Origin of the sequence: Streptomyces rimosus, assembly GCF_008704655.1 — a bacterium.
In the GTDB taxonomy this organism is placed as follows: domain Bacteria; phylum Actinomycetota; class Actinomycetes; order Streptomycetales; family Streptomycetaceae; genus Streptomyces; species Streptomyces rimosus.
This window is the reverse complement of the sequence record NZ_CP023688.1, coordinates 3,860,082-3,876,960: the sequence shown is the minus strand read 5'-3', so window position 1 is coordinate 3,876,960 and position 16,879 is coordinate 3,860,082. Positions and strand designations below refer to the sequence as shown.

Below are 16,879 nucleotides of genomic sequence, written 5' to 3'. Positions count from 1 at the left end.
CGGGGATTGTCATACCGCGGCCTTATCGTGGACGGGTGATGACGAGCGACAGCACCGAGGGCGGCACCGGAGGCGCCGGCACCGGAGCACTGTCCCCCCAGGACGAGGCGGTGCTCGGTGTCGAGCGCCGCTCCTGGCCGCGTCCCGGCGCCAAGGAGCGGGTCATCCGCGAGCGGCTCGGCATCTCGCCGACCCGCTACTACCAGCTGCTGAACGCCCTGCTGGACGACCCGCGGGCGCTCGCCCACGACCCCGTCACGGTCAACCGGCTGCGCCGCGTCCGCGACGCCCGGCGCAGCCGCCGCTGAGCCCGGCGGGAGGCGGGCGCGCGGCCCGGCGGCGACGGCGCGCAGCGCCGATGCGTCCGTACGCCCGGCACGCGCTCGCGCCCGCCCGGTAATCTCGTCCCCATGGGCAGCCCCTCGAACACCTTGCCGACGCCGGTCACCGAAGCGGGCCGGGACGGTCTCGCCGCGCTGCTGGACAGCCCCGGCCGCGCCGTGCTCGCGCTCGACTTCGACGGCACACTCGCCGGCATCGTGCCCGACCCCGAAAAGGCCCGCGCCCACCCCGGAGCCGTGGCGGCGCTGACCCGCCTGGCGCCGCTGCTGGGCTCGCTGGTGGTCATCACCGGCCGCCCGGCCGGCGTCGCGGTGCGCCTCGGCGGCTTCGCGGACGCGCCGGGCCTGGAGCGGCTCGTGGTCCTCGGCGGTTACGGCGCCGAGCGCTGGGACGCGGCCATGGGTACGGTCCAGGCCCCTCCGCCGCCGCCCGGCGTCGCCGCCGTACAGGCCGAACTCCCCGGCGTACTGGACGGGCTGGGCGCCTGGCACGCCTCGTGGGTGGAGGACAAGGGCCGCGCCATCGCCGTCCACACCCGCCGCGCCGCGGACCCGCAGGCCGCGTTCGAGCTGCTGCGCGCGCCCCTGTACGCGCTCGCCGAGCGGCACGGCCTGATCGTCGAACCGGGCCGCTACGTCCTCGAACTGCGCCCGCCCGGCATGGACAAGGGCGTCGCCCTGGCCGACCACGTACGCGAGACCGGCGCCACCACCGTCCTCTACGGCGGCGACGACCTCGGCGACCTCGCCGCCTTCTCCGCGGTGGACAAGCTGCGGTCGGACGGCCTGGCCGGGGTGCTGGTGTGCAGCGGCAGCGCGGAGGTCGCCGAGCTGGCGGGCCGGGCCGACCTCGTCGTCGACGGCCCGCCCGGCGTCGTCGCCCTGCTGCACGCCCTCGCGGACCGGCTGGGGGCGCCGCCCGCCTGAGGGGTCCCGGCTACTGCTCCAGCGCCCGCAGCTGCTGGAGGAACCACCGGTCCGGCGGCAGCGCGGTGGCCGCCGCGGCCAGCCGCTTCGTGCGCTCGGCCCGCTCGCCGTCCTCCAGGGACAGCGCCTCGTGCAGGGCGCGGGCGGTGCCCGTGATGTCGTACGGATTGACGCAGAACGCGTCGTCGCCCAGCTCCTCGTACGCCCCGGCCTCCCGGGACAGCACCAGCGCGCAGCCCCGCTCCGAGATCACCGGGACCTCCTTGGCGACCAGGTTCATACCGTCCCTGATCGGGTTGACCAGCGCCACGTCGGCGAGCCGGTAGGCGGCCAGCGACCGCGCGAAGTCGTCCTTCACGTGCAGCACGACCGGCTGCCAGCCCGGGGTGCCGTACTCGGCGTTGATCTCCTCGGCCAGCCGCCCGACCTCGTCGGTGTACGCGCGGTAGACCTCCAGGTCCTGCCGTGAGGGGTAGGCGAACGCGACGTGCACGACCCGCTCGCGCCACTCCGGGTGCCCGGCCAGCAGCGCCCGGTACGCGCGCAGCCCGCGCACGATGTTCTTCGACAGTTCCGTACGGTCCACCCGGACGATCGTCTTGCGGTCCGCGCCGCCGATCTGCTCGCGCAGCGCCGCCAGCCGCTCGTCCACGTCCGGCCGGTGCGCCCGCTCCCGCAGGAACTCCGCGTCCGCGCCGAGGCCGTGCACGCCGAGCCGGGTCGTACGGCCCTCGTGCGTGATGGTGACCTCGCCGTCCGCGCCGCGCGTCACCTCGGCGCCCAGCACCGCCGCGCAGCAGTCCGCGAACGCCTCGGCCCAGCGCCGGGTCAGGAACGCCGCCCGGTCGCCGCCCAGCATCCCGCGCAGCACCGCCTCGGCCACATCGTCCGGCAGCATGCGGAAGTAGTCGGCGGGCGCCCACGGCGTGTGCGAGAAGTGCCCGATGCGCAGGTCGGGGCGGCGGGCGCGGAGCAGGCCGGGCACCAGCGTGAGGTGGTAGTCCTGCACCAGGACCACGGCGCCGGGTGCGGCCTCGTCGGCGAGCGCGTCCGCGAAGGCCGCGTTGTACGCCTCGTACGACGCCCACCGCGCGCGGAACGCGTCGTCGAAGGAAGGCTCCAGCGGCGTCTGGTAGAGCATGTGGTGGACGAACCAGAGCACCGAGTTCGCGATGCCGTTGTAGGCGTCGGTGAAGACATCGGCGGGGATGTCCAGCATGCGTACGTGCTGGCCGCCCGTGTCGGCGGTGTCCAGGTGGCCGCCGCTGCGCCGGGCCGCCTCGCGGTCGCCGTCCCCGAGGGCGGCGCACACCCACACCGCACCGGCGTCGGACCCGATGGCGGAGAGACCGGAGACCAGCCCGCCGCCGCCGCGTTTGGCGGTGAGCGCGCCGTCATCTCCCTTCGTGTACGACACCGGGCCGCGGTTGGACGCGACGAGAACCTGGGCACCAGAACGCTCGGAGACCATGCTGCGAGACTAGCCCGCCGCCGATCCGCTCAAACGTGCGGAGCGCAGGGGGAACGTCACGGTTTCCGACGGGTACGACGAGTCCTGGACCCGCCTCAGGCCGCGCGCCGCTCCGCGTACTCCGGGATCTCCGCCATCGGCGGCCGCTCCTCGGTGTCCACGTCCCAGGTGCGCGGTACGAAACCGGCCTCGCCGCGCTCGAACTGGGTCAGCCGCGGGCGCACCAGGTGGCCGCGCGCCAGCCGCAGCTGCGCGGTGCGGTAGATCGCCGCGGCCATCCGGCCGAGCGCCTGGCCGCCCTGGTGGCGGTGTTTGCGCACCCCGACGTCCACCTGGGCCAGCGCGTCCAGCCCGGCCGTGTGCAGCGCGTCGACCAGCAGGCCCAGCTCCACGCCGTAGCCCACCGGGAACGGCAGCCGCTCCAGCAGGGACCGGCGGGCCGCGTACTCCCCGCCCAGCGGCTGCACGAACCCGGCCAGCTGCGGCCAGTGCAGGTTCAGCAGCGGGCGGGCGACCAGCTCGGTGACCCGGCCGCCCTGCCCGGCCGCCTCGCCCAGCGGACGGTCGTACATGCCCTTGACGAACTGCACACCCGGGTCGGTCAGCAGCGGACCGACGATGCCGGAGACGAACGTGGCGGAGAACTCGCGCAGGTCCGCGTCGATGAAGCAGACGACGTCACCGCGGGTGACCAGCAGGGAGCGCCACAGCACCTCGCCCTTGCCGGGCAGCGCGGGCAGCCGCGGCAGCACCTCGTCCCGGTGGACCACCCGCGCGCCCGCCTCCGCCGCGATCTTGGCAGTGCCGTCCGTCGATCCGGAGTCCAGCACGATCAGCTCGTCGACGAGCGGCACCGACGGTGTCATCAGTTCCGTACGGATCGCCTCGACGATCGCGCCGACCGTCGCCTCCTCGTCGAGCGCCGGCAGCACGACGGAGACCGTCTGCCCCGTCTCGCGCTTGGCGGCCAGCAGCCGGTCGAGCGGGCGGTCGTCGGCCGACCAGGACCGGCTGGCCAGCCAGCGCTCCACCTCTTGCAGCACCTGCGCGTCTCCTTCGTTCCCCGGACCACGATGTGATCCATCTCGCGGTGCGGACGACTGTCTCGACCGCCCGGCCCTTCGGCTACAGTCTTGAACAACGCGATCGCCCCGGACATGCCGGGGTCGGCGCGACAAACGCCTGGGCCCCGGCCCAGCGCCATACCGCTCATCCAGAGGGGCAGAGGGATACGGCCCGTTGAAGCCCCGGCAACCCTCCAGCCGTCTCGTCTCCGCGCACGCCGCGGACCGCGGGGCTCCGGCTAGGGAAGGTGCCAATTCCGTCTCGTGGCGAGATGCGCCGCGAGGAAGATGAGGAGAAAGGGCCTCGCCTCCATGGCTGTGCAGTCTGCTGAAAGCACCACCCGCCCCACCGTTTCCCTCGGCCCCGCCGTCGCGCTGTCCTGCCGCGAGTGCGGTGAGCGCTTCGACCTCGGCCCGATCTTCGCCTGCGCGGCCTGTTTCGGCCCGCTGGAGGTCGCCTACGACCTGCCGGCCGGCGACCCCGAGGGCCTGCGCAAGCGGATCGAGGCGGGCCCGAACAGCATCTGGCGGTACGCGCCGCTGCTGCCCGTCCCGGCCGACGTGGCGGACAAGCCCAACCTGAACCCGGGCCTGACCAAGCTGGTCAAGGCCGACAACCTGGCCCGCGAGTTGGGCGTCACCGGCGGCCTGTACGTCAAGGACGACTCCGGCAACCCGACGCACTCCTTCAAGGACCGCGTCGTCGCCATCGCCGTCGAGGCCGCCCGCGCCTTCGGCTTCACCACCCTTTCCTGCTCCTCCACCGGCAACCTGGCCGGCGCGGTGGGCGCCGCGGCGGCCCGCGCAGGCTTCCGCTCCTGCGTCTTCATCCCGCACGACCTGGAGGCGGGCAAGGTCGTCATGGCCGCGGTCTACGGCGGCGAGCTGGTCGGCATCGAGGGCACCTACGACGACGTCAACCGCTTCTGCTCGGAGCTGATCGGCGATCCGCTCGGCGAGGGCTGGGGCTTCGTCAACGTCAACCTGCGCCCGTACTACGGCGAGGGCTCCAAGACCCTCGCGTACGAGATCTGCGAGCAGCTCGGCTGGCGGCTGCCGGACCAGATCGTCATCCCGATCGCGTCGGGCTCGCAGCTCACGAAGATCGACAAGGGGCTCAAGGAGCTGATCGCGCTCGGGCTGGTCGAGGACAAGCCGTACAAGATCTTCGGCGCCCAGGCCGAGGGCTGCTCGCCGGTCTCGACCGCCTTCAAGGCCGGTCACGACGTCGTACGGCCGCAGAAGCCCGACACCATCGCCAAGTCGCTGGCGATCGGCAACCCGGCCGACGGCCCGTACGTGCTCGACATCGCCCGGCGCACCGGCGGCGCGGTCGAGGACGTGAACGACGGCCAGGTGGTGGACGCGATCAAGCTGCTGGCCCGTACGGAGGGCATCTTCGCGGAGACCGCCGGCGGCGTGACCGTCGGCGTGACCAAGAAGCTGATCGAGAACGGTCTGCTCGACCCGGCGCTGACCACCGTCGTGCTGAACACCGGCGACGGGCTCAAGACGCTGGACGCGGTCGCGCCGACCACCGGTCCGACGGCCACCATCCGGCCGAGCCTGGACGCGTTCCGCGCGGCCGGCCTGGCGGGCTGACCGCCGCACGTCCGGACGCGCCCGTACGCGTCCACGCGCGTCCGTACACCTCCGCACGCGTCGGTACGCACCCGTACGCGCCCCCGGGCCCCGGTACGCCCGCGCCCGCCCGCCCCTCCGCACACCCCTCCCGCGACCTGGAAGGCAGAAACACCATGAGCGTCAACGTCCGCATCCCGACCATCCTGCGCACCTACACCGGCGGTCGGGCCGAGGTGCCCGCCGAAGGGGCCACCCTCTCCGAGGTCATCCAGGACCTGGAGAAGAACCACGCCGGCATCGCGGCGCGCGTCCTGGACGACACCGGCAAGCTGCGCCGCTTCGTGAACGTCTATGTCAACGACGACGATGTGCGCTTCGAGCAGGGCCTCGAAACCCCGACGCCGGACGGCGCGGGCGTCTCGATCATTCCCGCGGTGGCCGGCGGCTGCTGAGCGCGGGAAAGTCCCAACGATCGTTTCCGGCCCTTTAGGGGGCCGGTGGCCGGAATCGCCCCGTCCACGGCAAGCGGACGGGGCGATTCCGTGTTGTTAAAGGCGATACAGTTGGGGTGACCCCCCGTCGAGCCCGTGCCGAGCGCATATGAGACCCCGGCAAGTTGTGGGCGAAGTGTGGACATGATTCGTCCCATTGGTGAGCTTTGCCCGGCCCGACTTGCCCGGGAGTAAGGGCTTATAACCGCATTTTTGCGATTGTTCGCGAGCAGAATTCTCGTCCGATTGACCTGTTGCGCTGGGCAGTTGGACAGATACATTCAGCGGCGGTCGACGCGTTCCGGCGCACACCCCCTCCTGTCGGGGGGTGAGGTCTGACCCGGGTCCGCGGAGTGCGGTCCTGTGCAAGGGCCAGTAATAGGGGAGTTAGGCATGGCTCAGGGCACCGTCAAGTGGTTCAACGCGGAGAAGGGGTACGGCTTCATCGCGGTCGACGGTGGTGCGGATGTTTTCGTCCACTACAGCGCGATCCAGATGGACGGTTACCGCACCCTTGAGGAGGGTCAGCGGGTCGAGTTCGAGATCTCGCAGGGCCAGAAAGGGCCGCAGGCGGACATGGTCCGCGTGGCCGGCTGATAGCGCCGACCGACTGCTGCGTACGAAGGTCCGCGTCCTCCCGTGGGGACGCGGACCTTCTGTGTTGGGGTGGGGTCCACGGGGAAGTGCCAGATCAGCCGGTCGCACCCCGTTTGACACCTGGGCTCGGCGGGGATGGCTCCCGCCAACGCGCTTGCACTCTCATGTGCCGAGTGCTAATCATTGCGTTAGCACTCTACGAGTGAGAGTGACAGCTAAGGACCGACTCGGTGAGGTCCGCGGGCCGGTGGGGCAAGGAACCACAGGGTCGCAGACCGTCCGTCGCGGGCGCCAGCACGGTCCGGAGTATCCACCCTCCCCCAGACGCAGTCCGGGGGGACCCCCAGTCCGGGAGGACCACTTCACATGGCCAAGATCATCGCGTTCGACGAGGAGGCACGGCGCGGTCTCGAGCGCGGGATGAACCAGCTCGCCGACGCCGTCAAGGTCACCCTTGGCCCCAAGGGCCGCAACGTCGTCCTCGAGAAGAAGTGGGGCGCCCCCACGATCACCAACGATGGTGTGTCCATCGCCAAGGAGATCGAGCTCGAGGACCCGTACGAGAAGATCGGCGCCGAGCTGGTCAAGGAGGTCGCGAAGAAGACGGACGACGTCGCCGGTGACGGCACGACGACCGCGACCGTCCTGGCCCAGGCCCTGGTCCGCGAGGGCCTGCGCAACGTCGCCGCCGGCGCCAACCCGATGGCGCTCAAGCGCGGTATCGAGCGCGCCGTCGAGGCCGTCTCCGCCGCCCTGCTGGAGCAGGCGAAGGACGTGGAGACCAAGGAGCAGATCGCCTCGACCGCCTCCATCTCCGCCGCCGACACCCAGATCGGCGAGCTGATCGCCGAGGCCATGGACAAGGTGGGCAAGGAAGGCGTCATCACCGTCGAGGAGTCCCAGACCTTCGGTCTGGAGCTGGAGCTCACCGAGGGTATGCGCTTCGACAAGGGCTACATCTCGGCGTACTTCGCCACCGACATGGAGCGTATGGAGGCGTCGCTCGACGACCCGTACATCCTCATCGTCAACTCCAAGATCTCCAACGTGAAGGACCTCCTTCCGCTGCTGGAGAAGGTCATGCAGTCGGGCAAGCCGCTGCTGATCATCGCCGAGGACGTCGAGGGCGAGGCCCTGTCGACCCTGGTCGTCAACAAGATCCGCGGCACCTTCAAGTCCGTCGCCGTCAAGGCCCCGGGCTTCGGCGACCGCCGCAAGGCCATGCTCGGCGACATCGCCATCCTCACCGGTGGCACGGTCATCTCCGAGGAGGTCGGCCTCAAGCTGGAGAACGCCGGTCTCGACCTGCTGGGCCGCGCCCGCAAGGTCGTCATCACCAAGGACGAGACCACCATCGTCGACGGTGCCGGTGACAGCGAGCAGGTCCAGGGCCGCGTCAACCAGATCCGCGCCGAGATCGAGAACAGCGACTCGGACTACGACCGCGAGAAGCTCCAGGAGCGTCTGGCGAAGCTGGCCGGCGGCGTGGCCGTCATCAAGGCCGGTGCCGCCACCGAGGTCGAGCTCAAGGAGCGCAAGCACCGCATCGAGGACGCCGTGCGCAACGCGAAGGCGGCCGTCGAGGAGGGCATCGTCGCCGGCGGTGGCGTCGCCCTGCTGCAGGCCTCCTCGGTCTTCGAGAAGCTGGAGCTGGAGGGTGACGAGGCCACCGGTGCCGCCGCTGTGAAGCTGGCGCTGGAGGCCCCGCTGAAGCAGATCTCCGTCAACGGCGGCCTCGAGGGCGGCGTTGTCGTGGAGAAGGTGCGCAACCTGGCCGTCGGCCACGGTCTGAACGCCGCGACCGGCGAGTACGTCGACATGATCGCCGAGGGCATCATCGACCCCGCCAAGGTCACCCGTTCCGCGCTGCAGAACGCCGCGTCGATCGCCGCGCTGTTCCTGACCACCGAGGCCGTCATCGCCGACAAGCCGGAGAAGGCCGCCGCGGCCGGTGCTCCGGGCGGCATGCCGGGCGGTGACATGGACTTCTGATCCTCCCGGGTCATCTGTCCTCGATCGCCGGGGCGGTACCCCTCCTCCCAGGGGGGTGCCGCCCCGGCGGCGTTTTCGTCCGGCGCGTCACCGGTCTCGTACGGCTGAGGTCCGCCGGTTCCGTACGGCGGTCCTTGCGCCGCCCCCGGGCCATCGGTGCACGATCGGCCCATGACGACTCGAAACGGGCGGACCGCCCGACCGGACCGGTTCGCCGCGGACACCGTCGCGCTGATCACCGGGGGCAGCAGCGGCGTGGGCCTGGCGGCCGCGCGGCGGCTGCTCGACGACGGCGCGCGGGTGGTGGTGTGCGGACGTGACGAGCGCCGCCTCGACGCGGCCGCCGCGCATCTGAGGGAGCGGGCGGAAGCGGCGGTGACGGGCGGCGAGCCGGCCGCCGCGGGTGGCGGTGTGGGCGTCGCCGGCGGCGGCACGGGTGTCGCGGGGGTGGCCGCCGACCGGGTGCTGGCCGTACGGGGCGACACCGCCTCCGTCGCCGATCTCGACGCCGTCGTGCAGGCCGTACGCGACCACTTCGGGCACCTCGACATCATCTTCGCCAACGCCGGCGTATACGCCGCGGCCCCCTTCGAGGACATCACCGAGGCCGATTTCGACCGCGCGGTCGGCGTGAACTTCAAGGGCGTCTTCTTCACCGTCCAGCGCGCGCTGCCGCTGCTGCGGGACGGCGGCGCGGTCGTCATCAACGCCTCGTCGCTGCTCCAGCGCGGGCAGGCGGACGCCACCCTGCACTCCGCGACCAAGGCCGCCGCGCACAACCTGGCCCGTACGCTCGCGGCGGCGCTCGCCGGGCGCGGCATCCGCGTCAACTCGGTCAGCCCCGGCTATGTCGACACGCCGATGTTCGCGGGCTCGGACATCGACCCGGCGGAGGCGGAGAAGCTGCGGGCGCAGACGGCGGCGGGCCGGTTCGCGCACCCGGAGGAGATCGCCGACGCGGTCGCCTTCCTGGCGTCCGGTGAGGCGTCGTACATCAACGGGCAGGACCTGGTGGTCGACGGCGGGCTGCACGGCTGTGCGCTGTGAGGGGGCGCCGTCGGGGCGTCGTGCCGTTATGTCGCTTTCTGTGAGATACGGCATGTAAGCCCGCTGGTTCCGGTATGGGGATGGCGGTCATACTTTCCGGAGCCTTCCCGGAAGACGATCTTCCGGTACGGCCGTCCCCCTGCCCCCGGACGCCCCGCAAGGACGCCCATGAGCACGCTCGACTCCGTGATCGTCGGTCTCAACGACGGTCTGTGGACCTACCTGCTGATACCGCTGGTGATCTGCGCGGGCCTCTACTTCACGGTCCGCTCCAAGGCCGTACAGCTGCGGCTCTTCCCCGAGATGCTGCGTGTGCTCAAGGACAGGTCGCAGCCCCGGGCGGACGGCTCCAAACCGGTCTCGTCCTTCGGCGCCTTCACCATCTCGGCGGCGGCGCGCGTCGGTACGGGCAACATCGCGGGCGTCGCCACCGCCATCACCCTCGGCGGCGCGGGCGCCATGTTCTGGATGTGGATGATGGCGCTCATCGGCGGCGCCTCGGCGTTCGTCGAATCGGCGCTGGCCCAGCTGTACAAGGTGCGCGCGGGGGACGGATCGGGTACGTACCGAGGCGGCCCCGCGTATTACATGCAGCGCGGGCTCGGCAAGCGCCGGCCCGGCGTCCTGTTCGCCGTCGCCATCACGGTGACCTTCGGTTTCGTCTTCAACGCCGTGCAGTCCAACACGATCACGGCCGTCGCCTCGGGGTCGGTGTCCGGCGGCGGGGCGGGGTGGTTCGCCCCGGCGGTCGGCCTGCTGCTGGCCGTCCTGCTGGGCATCGCGATCTGCGGCGGCGTACGCCGTATCTCCTCGGTCACGACCGTTCTCGTACCGGTCATGGCCGTCGTCTACCTGCTGATGGGCACCGCCGTCGTCCTCCTCAACCTGGACGACCTGCCGCGCGTCCTCGGCGACATCGTCGGCGGCGCCTTCGGTGTCAAGGAGCTGGCGGCCGGCGGGCTCGGCGCGGCGATCCAGCAGGGCATCCGGCGCGGCATGTTCTCCAACGAGGCGGGCCTGGGCTCGGCGCCCAACGCGGGCGCGGCGGCCGAGGTCACCCACCCGGTCAAGCAGGGACTCGTACAGTCCCTCGGTGTCTTCTTCGACACCCTGCTGATCTGCTCGATGACCGCCTTCGTCATCCTGACGACGACCCCGGAGCCGGCCGGCCGGCAGGGCGCCGACCTCACGCAGTCCGCGCTGACCGACACGCTCGGCGGCTGGGCCGGGCACGTGCTGACGGCCGTCGTCTTCCTGCTCGCCTTCAGCTCCATGATCGGGAACTATTACTACGGCGAGTCCAACATCGGCTTCCTGACGCGGCGCGCCTGGGTGCTGCCCGTCTACCGCGCCGTCGTGCTGGCGGTGGTCTTCCTGGGCGCGCTGGGTTCGGTCGGTGTCGTCTGGAACCTCGCCGACGTGTTCATGGGTGTCATGGCGCTGATCAACCTGCTTGCCATCCTCCCCCTGTCGGCGATCGCCTTCCGCCTCCTGGACGATTACCAGGCCCAGCGCCGGGCGGGGCGCGACCCGGTCTTCACCGGTTCCCGGATGCCGGATCTGCGGGGGGTGGAGTGCTGGCCGGACGAGCGGCCGGCGCCCGCGGTGGAGCGTGGCGGCGAACGGGTGGGCGCGGGCGCGTCCTGAGCCCGTACGTACGTCACCCGCCCCTGGCCGCCTTGAGGTCGGCCTTCTTCACCTTCCCCGGGGGCTGAGCGTCCGGACGGGGCAGAGCATCCGGGCGCGGCCGATCGTTCAGATCCGCCAGCGCCTGCTTGTCGAAGCCGAAGAAGTACGTGGCCAGGAAGCCGACCGCGTAGCCGACGAGCAGGCCCAGGGCGTAGACGAGGAGCGTCGCACCGAGGGACGCGTTGCCCTTGAGCAGGGGGAACAGGGCCCAGCCGGACGGGCCGATGGCGGTCGAACCCGCCGTCGTACCGAGCTGGTTGAACAGGCCCACGACGCCGCCGCCGAACGCGCCGCCCACGCAGGCGGTGACGAAAGGGCGCCCCAGCGGCAGCGAGACACCGTAGATCAGGGGCTCGCCGACGCCGAGGAGACCGGCGGGCAGCGCGGACCTGATCGTCGTACGGATCGAGCGGTTGCCCGGCAGCCGGAAGTAGACCGCCAGCGCGGCGCCCACCTGGCCGGCACCGGCCATCGCCAGGATCGGCAGCAGCACCGTGTAGCCCTGCTGCTCGATCAGCGTGGTGTGGATCGGGATCAGGGCCTGGTGCAGGCCGAGCATGACGAGCGGGAGGAAGAGCCCGCCGAGCAGGAACCCGGCCGCGGCGCCGCCGTGGGCGAGCAGCCAGGTGGCGCACGTGCCGATGGCGGTGGCGACCTCACCGGCCACGAACATCAGCCCGAAGAGCGTGACCAGGCCGGAGAGCAGCACGGTCACGGTGGGCGTGACCAGCACGTCCAGCGCCTCGGGGACGTGCCGGCGGCACCACTTCTCGATCTGTACGGCGAGCAGCGCCGCGCCCAGCGCCCCCAGGACGCCGCCCTGGCCCGGCGAGAGCTGCTGGCCGAACGCGGTCACCTTGGCGACGCCCGCGTACACGATGATCGCGGCCACCGCGCCGCCCAGCACGGGCGTGCCGCCGAACTCCTTCGCGGTGTTGTGGCCGACGAAGACCGCGATCAGCGACATGAAGCCGGAGGCGATGGCGGCCAGCGCCGGGACGAGGGCGGGCAGCACACCGAAGTTGGTCAGCAGGCCGTTCAGTCCGGCGATGATGCCGCAGCCGATGAGGGCGGGGATCAGCGGGACGAAGATATTGGCGATCCGGCGGAGGAAGAGCTTGACCGGGGTGGCGTTCCGGGCTTTCTGGCGGGCTTTCAGGGCGGCGCCCTGGGCGGCCAGTTCGTCGGCGGTGGCCGGGGCGGAGTCATCGGTGGCCGGGGCGCTTCCGGCTTCGCCGGTCCCGGTCTCTCCGGTCCCCGCCTCGTCGGCCTCGGCCTCACCTGCTCCCGCCGCATCACCCCCCGCCTCCACCAGCGCTGCGAACTCCGGCGTGACCCGGGCGACCGTACCGGGGCCGAGCACGATCTGGTACGTGTCGTCCTCCACCACGCCCAGCACGGCGGGCAGTGCCTTCAGGGCCTCGTCCTGGACCAGTGAGCGGTCCCGGATGCCGAGGCGGAGCCGGGTCATGCAGTGGGTGACGGAGGTGACGTTGGCGGCGCCGCCGACCAGGGGGAGGAGGGCGGCGGCGGTGGCGCGGTTCTTGTCGTCGGACATGGTGGTGCTGCCTTGCTGTGCGTGCCGGGACGGGGCGGGCGGGGGAGCGCGTGCGTCAGCCGTCCTGAGGGGGCGGGGTGTGCAGGGCGGTGTGCAGGGCGGCCCGGAGATGGCCGCGCGAATCGGCCAGCAGACGGGCCGCCGACGGCCCGTCGATCCCGGCGAGCACGACGAGGATGGCGTTCTTGACCTCCCCGTCCGTGGCGGCGAGCGCGGCCTCGATCTCCGCGTCCCCGGCGCCGGTGGCCAGCGCCACGATGCGGCGCGAACGGGCCCGCAGCTTCTCGTTGGAGGCCCGGACGTCCACCATCAGGTTCCCGTACGTCTTGCCCAGCCGGATCATGGTGATCGTCGAGAGCATGTTGAGGACCAGCTTCTGTGCCGTACCGGCCTTCAGGCGCGTGGACCCGGTGAGGAGTTCGGGCCCGACGACGACCTCGATGCCGTGGTCGGCGGCCGCGGCCAGCGCGGAGCCCGCGTTGCAGGACAGGCCGATGGTCAGCGCGCCGCGGGCCGCGCGGGCGTGCTCGACGGCGCCGATCGCGTACGGGGTACGGCCCGAGGCGGAGATGCCGACGACCGTGTCGTTGCCGGTCAGGCCGAGCGCGTCCAGGTCGGCGGCGGCCAGGTCCGGGCGGTCCTCGGCGCCCTCGACGGCGGTGACCATGGCGGCGGGGCCGCCCGCGATCAGGCCCACGACCTCGGCCGGGTCGGTGTTGAAGGTGGGCGGGCACTCGCTCGCGTCCAGCACGCCGAGGCGCCCGGCCGTGCCGGCGCCCGCGTAGATCAGCCGCCCGCCGCGGGCCATCCGCTCGGCGGTGGCGTCGATGGCGGCGGCGATCGCGGGGAGCTGGTCGGCGACGGCGGTGGGGACGGTGGCGTCCTCGCCGTTCATCGTGCGGGCGATCTCCAGGGTGGGCAGCCGGTCGATCTCGGCCAGGTCGGGCCGGAAGGCTTCGGTGGTCAGCGTGTCCAGCTGCGCGCGCAACCGGGCGTACTCGGCGGGGGAGGTCATGGCGGTGGCGGCTCTTTCCGGGCTCGTACGGCTCTGTACGGGGGGACGGAGACGGGAACGGGTGAGGCGGCGGGGCGTACGCGTGGTCAGCGGGCGGGGGAGCGGGGCGAGTGCCGGTGGGCGAGCGCTTCGTAGGAGGCGGACAGGGCGGGCGCGGCGGTTTCGTACGTACGCTGTGCCACGCCGACGAACAGGCAGTCCACGACCAGCAGTTGGCTCGTACGGGAGGACATGGCGGCCGGGCGCAGTTCACTCTCGCGGGCGGTGGACGTGGTGAGGATGTGGTCGGCGTACGAGGCGATGTCGCCGTCCGGGCGGCCGGTGATCGCGATGGTCGTCGCGCCGTGGTCGAAGGCCACCCGCAGCGGCTCTATGACGTCGGTCGTGCGCCCGGAGTGGGTGATCGCGATGGCCACGTCACCGGCGCGCATCTGGACCGCGTTCGTCACGGCGAGATGCGGGTCGGAGTGGGCGTGCGCGATCAGGCCGATCCGCAGCAGCTTCTGGACCAGGTCCTGGCCGACGAGGTTGGAGGCGCCTATGCCGTACACATCGATGCGCCGGGCGGCGGCCAGGGCGCCGACCGCCGCCTCCAGCTGCGTCAGGTCCAGCCCGGCGGCGGTGTCGGCCAGGCACTGCTGCTCCTCCTGGGCCAGCTTGGCGACCACGTCCGGGAGCGCGTCGTCGACCGCTATGTCGGCGGTGACGGCGGGGGCGCGGCCGGTGGCCTGCTGGGCGGCGAGGGCGGCGAGCGCGAGCCGCAGGTCGCGGTAGCCGGGGTAGCCGAGCAGGCGCGAGGTGCGTACGACGGTGGCTTCGCTGGTGCCCGTACGCGCCGCCAGGCCGGTGACGGTGAGCGCGGCGCAGCCGGCCGGGTCGTGCGCGACGGCTTCCGCGACCCGCTGCATGGAGCGGGTCATGGACGGCGCGAGCGTCCGCACCTTGGCGGCCAGGGCCGCGGGGGCGGGCGGGCTCGGGGCGGGCCGGACCGCGGCGCCGGAGTCCTTGAAAGTTTCCTTCAGGTCGGGGCTCACGCCTGAAAAGTAATTTCACCCCCGGTCCGCGTCAATACCCTGTGGACACCGCGGCGCCCGTGACCGGTGACGCCGGAGCGGTTGTCGGTGGTGCGGGAGACAATGGGCGCATGGAGCTCGAACAGGCACTGCACGCGGCCCGTGCCCTGGTCCTCGCGGACCTGGTGGCGGGCGAGGTCGCCGACGCGGAGATCGTCTCGCTCGTCGAGGACTCCGTGACGCACCGCCGATGGTGGGTCGAGCAGTGGCCCGAGGGCGCCGCGTATGTGGCCGGACTGGTAGCGCAGGACGTCCAGGACGCCCTGTTGGAGCGGTACGGCCGCTGGCCCCTGTGCCCGGTGTGCCTGCACGGCGGCGACCCCCACGCACTGGACGTGGAACCCGAGCTGGGCCCCGACCCGCACTGGGTCTGCCCCAAGACGGCCGTGTCGGTGGCGCCGGTCGGCTCGCTGGGCGCCACCCCGGGAGGCTGACATGGCGCTCTACATCGACCCGCCGACCTGGCCGGGCCACGGCCGCCTGTGGTCCCACCTGGTCAGCGACGCCTCGTTCGAGGAGCTGCACGCGTTCGCGGAGCGTCTCGGCTGCCCCCGTAAGGCGTTCGACCGTGATCACTACGACATACCGGCGGAGCGGTACGGCGATGCGGTGCGTGCGGGTGCCGCGGAGATCGGCAGCAAGGAGCTGGTCCACCGGCTTCGGGCGGCGGGTCTGCGCAGGCCGAAGAGCCGGGAGGCGAGCCGGTAGGGCGGGGCCTGCCCCAGGGGCCCGCTCGGGGGAGGCCCCTGGGAGTCAGACCCGGTCCGACGCCTCGACCGGTGCGCGCCGCGCGTCCTGCGAGGAGGCCACCACGCGGGAAGCGCTCCGCGCGCGGTGCAGCCGCAGGGCCACGACCGTGGTGACGACGCCCAGCGCCGCGAGCAGCGCGCCCGTCCACGCGACCGCCGGGTAGCCCCAGCCCGCGCCGATGACGAGCCCGCCGAGCCACGGCCCGACCGTGTTGCCCATGTTGAAGGCGGACGTGGTGGTCGCCCCGGCCAGCGTCGGCGCGGCGTGCGCCACGTTGAACATCCGGGCGTTCAGGGCCGGCGCGGTGGTGAACGCGGTCACGCCGAGCAGCAGCGAGAGCGTGACGGCGGCGACGGGGCTGTGCGCGGTCAGCGCGAGCAGCGTCAGCACGGTCGCCGAGGCGCCGATGCCCCCGAGGATCGTCCCGAACGGGTGCGCGTCCGCGATGCGCCCGCCGACGAACGTACCGATCAGCGCGCCCACGCCGAACAGCGCCAGCACGGTCGGCACGCTGCCCTCGGAGAGCCCGGCGGTGTCGGTCAGCAGCGGCGCCAGGTAGGAGAACAGCGCGAAGACCGCGGCGCCGTTCAGCGCGGTGCCGATCAGGGCCAGCCAGACCTGCTTGTCCCGGTAGATGCTCAGTTCGCGGCGGAGCGCGGGGCGCTCGTCACCGGTCGGCACGGCCGTACGGGGCACCAGCGCGATCACGCCGATCAGGCCGATCGCCGAAAGGACCGCCACGGCCCAGAACGCCGACCGCCAGCCCGCGTGCTGGCCGAGCAGCGCGCCCGCCGGGACGCCCGCGATGTTGGCGATGCTCAGCCCGCCGACCATCACGGCCATCGCCCGGGCCCGCGCCGTGACCGGCACCAGCGACACCGCGACGGCCGCGCCGACCGCCCAGAACCCGGCGCAGGCCAGCGCGCTCACCACGCGCGAGACGAACAGCACGCCGTACGACGGCGCCACCGCGCCCGCCACCTGTCCGAGTCCGAAGACCGTGAGCAGCCCGATCAGCGTGGTGCGGCGCGGCAGTTGGAGGGTGGCTCCGGCGAGCACCGGCGCGCCGACGACCATGCCGATCGCGAAGGCGGAGACCAGCAGACCGGCCTGCGGGATGGACACCCCCATGTCGCGGGCCAGCGGCTGGAGGATGCCCGACAGCATGAATTCGCTGGTTCCGAGGGCGAAGACGGACAGGCCGAGGACGTAGACCGCCAGGGGCATACGGGTGCGGGCAGGGGCGGGTGGGGAAGCAGGGGCGGGAGTGGGAGCGGGAT

Annotated in this window: 16 protein-coding genes and 1 riboswitch; of the genes, 10 read left to right on the top strand and 6 right to left on the bottom strand. The window is 72.3% G+C overall.

Translation table 11 applies throughout. The annotated features are described in order from the left end of the window. Positions 1–38 precede the first annotated feature (38 nt). Positions 39–308, top strand: coding sequence for a DUF3263 domain-containing protein (locus CP984_RS16110; protein WP_003987422.1), 270 nt, complete (start codon positions 39–41; stop codon positions 306–308). A gap of 102 nt (positions 309–410) precedes the next feature. Next, the gene (otsB, locus tag CP984_RS16105; protein WP_030179976.1) at positions 411–1,268 is read left to right on the top strand and encodes a trehalose-phosphatase; all 858 of its coding nucleotides are present in this window, start codon (positions 411–413) and stop codon (positions 1,266–1,268) included. A gap of 10 nt (positions 1,269–1,278) precedes the next feature. Here otsB and CP984_RS16100 read toward each other — a convergent pair whose 3' ends face one another. Next, positions 1,279–2,739, bottom strand: coding sequence for an alpha,alpha-trehalose-phosphate synthase (UDP-forming) (locus CP984_RS16100; RefSeq protein ID WP_003986829.1), 1,461 nt, complete (start codon positions 2,737–2,739; stop codon positions 1,279–1,281). A 95-nt stretch (positions 2,740–2,834) separates the two neighbouring features. Next, the gene (locus CP984_RS16095) at positions 2,835–3,782 is read right to left on the bottom strand and encodes a glucosyl-3-phosphoglycerate synthase (protein ID WP_003986830.1); all 948 of its coding nucleotides are present in this window, start codon (positions 3,780–3,782) and stop codon (positions 2,835–2,837) included. A gap of 163 nt (positions 3,783–3,945) precedes the next feature. After that, positions 3,946–4,098: riboswitch (SAM riboswitch) on the top strand. A gap of 17 nt (positions 4,099–4,115) precedes the next feature. Between CP984_RS16095 and thrC the strand changes: the two genes are divergently transcribed. From thrC to CP984_RS16065, 6 genes are all read left to right on the top strand, one after another. Next, the gene (gene thrC, locus CP984_RS16090; RefSeq protein WP_030179972.1) at positions 4,116–5,405 is read left to right on the top strand and encodes a threonine synthase; all 1,290 of its coding nucleotides are present in this window, start codon (positions 4,116–4,118) and stop codon (positions 5,403–5,405) included. A gap of 155 nt (positions 5,406–5,560) precedes the next feature. Then, entirely contained in the window at positions 5,561–5,839 is a 279-nt protein-coding gene (locus CP984_RS16085) for a MoaD/ThiS family protein (protein ID WP_003986832.1), read from the top strand. A gap of 432 nt (positions 5,840–6,271) precedes the next feature. Then, positions 6,272–6,475 (top strand): cold-shock protein, encoded by a 204-nt coding sequence (locus CP984_RS16080; RefSeq protein WP_003986833.1) that lies wholly within the window; start codon positions 6,272–6,274, stop codon positions 6,473–6,475. A 366-nt stretch (positions 6,476–6,841) separates the two neighbouring features. Then, the gene (gene groL, locus CP984_RS16075) at positions 6,842–8,467 is read left to right on the top strand and encodes a chaperonin GroEL (protein WP_003986834.1); all 1,626 of its coding nucleotides are present in this window, start codon (positions 6,842–6,844) and stop codon (positions 8,465–8,467) included. Positions 8,468–8,638: 171 nt separating this feature from the next. Next, the gene (locus CP984_RS16070) at positions 8,639–9,514 is read left to right on the top strand and encodes an SDR family NAD(P)-dependent oxidoreductase (protein WP_030179967.1); all 876 of its coding nucleotides are present in this window, start codon (positions 8,639–8,641) and stop codon (positions 9,512–9,514) included. 168 nt (positions 9,515–9,682) lie between these two features. After that, positions 9,683–11,161 carry an alanine/glycine:cation symporter family protein gene (locus CP984_RS16065; protein WP_003984367.1) on the top strand — a complete coding sequence of 493 codons (1,479 nt, stop codon included), beginning with the start codon at positions 9,683–9,685 and terminating at the stop codon, positions 11,159–11,161. 13 nt (positions 11,162–11,174) lie between these two features. On the opposite strand, the gene CP984_RS16060 is transcribed toward CP984_RS16065, so the two are convergent. The 3 genes from CP984_RS16060 to CP984_RS16050 all read right to left on the bottom strand — a co-directional run bounded on the left by CP984_RS16060 (position 11,175) and on the right by CP984_RS16050 (position 14,810). Next, the gene (locus CP984_RS16060; RefSeq protein WP_003984366.1) at positions 11,175–12,761 is read right to left on the bottom strand and encodes a PTS transporter subunit EIIC; all 1,587 of its coding nucleotides are present in this window, start codon (positions 12,759–12,761) and stop codon (positions 11,175–11,177) included. Positions 12,762–12,816: 55 nt separating this feature from the next. Next, positions 12,817–13,776: an N-acetylmuramic acid 6-phosphate etherase gene (gene murQ, locus CP984_RS16055; RefSeq protein ID WP_003984365.1), complete on the bottom strand. Its 960-nt coding sequence runs from the start codon at positions 13,774–13,776 to the stop codon at positions 12,817–12,819. 86 nt (positions 13,777–13,862) lie between these two features. Further along, positions 13,863–14,810 (bottom strand): MurR/RpiR family transcriptional regulator, encoded by a 948-nt coding sequence (locus CP984_RS16050; RefSeq protein WP_003984364.1) that lies wholly within the window; start codon positions 14,808–14,810, stop codon positions 13,863–13,865. 110 nt (positions 14,811–14,920) lie between these two features. On the opposite strand from CP984_RS16050, the gene CP984_RS16045 reads away from it, so the two are divergent. Together CP984_RS16045 and CP984_RS16040 are read left to right on the top strand one after the other, a co-directional pair. Beyond that, on the top strand, positions 14,921–15,283 hold the full coding sequence (locus tag CP984_RS16045) for a hypothetical protein (RefSeq protein ID WP_003984363.1): 363 nt from the start codon (positions 14,921–14,923) through the stop codon (positions 15,281–15,283). A gap of 1 nt (position 15,284) precedes the next feature. Further along, positions 15,285–15,557 carry a DUF4031 domain-containing protein gene (locus CP984_RS16040; RefSeq protein WP_003984362.1) on the top strand — a complete coding sequence of 91 codons (273 nt, stop codon included), beginning with the start codon at positions 15,285–15,287 and terminating at the stop codon, positions 15,555–15,557. A gap of 45 nt (positions 15,558–15,602) precedes the next feature. Here CP984_RS16040 and CP984_RS16035 read toward each other — a convergent pair whose 3' ends face one another. Beyond that, the gene (locus tag CP984_RS16035) at positions 15,603–16,826 is read right to left on the bottom strand and encodes a Cmx/CmrA family chloramphenicol efflux MFS transporter (protein WP_003984361.1); all 1,224 of its coding nucleotides are present in this window, start codon (positions 16,824–16,826) and stop codon (positions 15,603–15,605) included. Between the last annotated feature and the right edge of the window lie 53 nt (positions 16,827–16,879).

Excerpts from the sequence above, each read along its gene's own strand:
- CP984_RS16110 (WP_003987422.1), top strand. The coding sequence starts at position 39 with ATGACGAGCGACAGCACCGAGGGCGGCACCGGAGGCGCCGGCACCGGA.
- otsB (WP_030179976.1), top strand. The coding sequence starts at position 411 with ATGGGCAGCCCCTCGAACACCTTGCCGACGCCGGTCACCGAAGCGGGC.
- CP984_RS16100 (WP_003986829.1), bottom strand. The coding sequence starts at position 2,739 with ATGGTCTCCGAGCGTTCTGGTGCCCAGGTTCTCGTCGCGTCCAACCGC.
- thrC (WP_030179972.1), top strand. The coding sequence starts at position 4,116 with ATGGCTGTGCAGTCTGCTGAAAGCACCACCCGCCCCACCGTTTCCCTC.
- CP984_RS16085 (WP_003986832.1), top strand. The coding sequence starts at position 5,561 with ATGAGCGTCAACGTCCGCATCCCGACCATCCTGCGCACCTACACCGGC.
- CP984_RS16080 (WP_003986833.1), top strand. The coding sequence starts at position 6,272 with ATGGCTCAGGGCACCGTCAAGTGGTTCAACGCGGAGAAGGGGTACGGC.
- groL (WP_003986834.1), top strand. The coding sequence starts at position 6,842 with ATGGCCAAGATCATCGCGTTCGACGAGGAGGCACGGCGCGGTCTCGAG.
- CP984_RS16070 (WP_030179967.1), top strand. The coding sequence starts at position 8,639 with ATGACGACTCGAAACGGGCGGACCGCCCGACCGGACCGGTTCGCCGCG.
- CP984_RS16065 (WP_003984367.1), top strand. The coding sequence starts at position 9,683 with ATGAGCACGCTCGACTCCGTGATCGTCGGTCTCAACGACGGTCTGTGG.
- CP984_RS16060 (WP_003984366.1), bottom strand. The coding sequence starts at position 12,761 with ATGTCCGACGACAAGAACCGCGCCACCGCCGCCGCCCTCCTCCCCCTG.
- murQ (WP_003984365.1), bottom strand. The coding sequence starts at position 13,776 with ATGACCTCCCCCGCCGAGTACGCCCGGTTGCGCGCGCAGCTGGACACG.
- CP984_RS16045 (WP_003984363.1), top strand. The coding sequence starts at position 14,921 with ATGGAGCTCGAACAGGCACTGCACGCGGCCCGTGCCCTGGTCCTCGCG.
- CP984_RS16040 (WP_003984362.1), top strand. The coding sequence starts at position 15,285 with ATGGCGCTCTACATCGACCCGCCGACCTGGCCGGGCCACGGCCGCCTG.
- CP984_RS16035 (WP_003984361.1), bottom strand. The coding sequence starts at position 16,826 with ATGCCCCTGGCGGTCTACGTCCTCGGCCTGTCCGTCTTCGCCCTCGGA.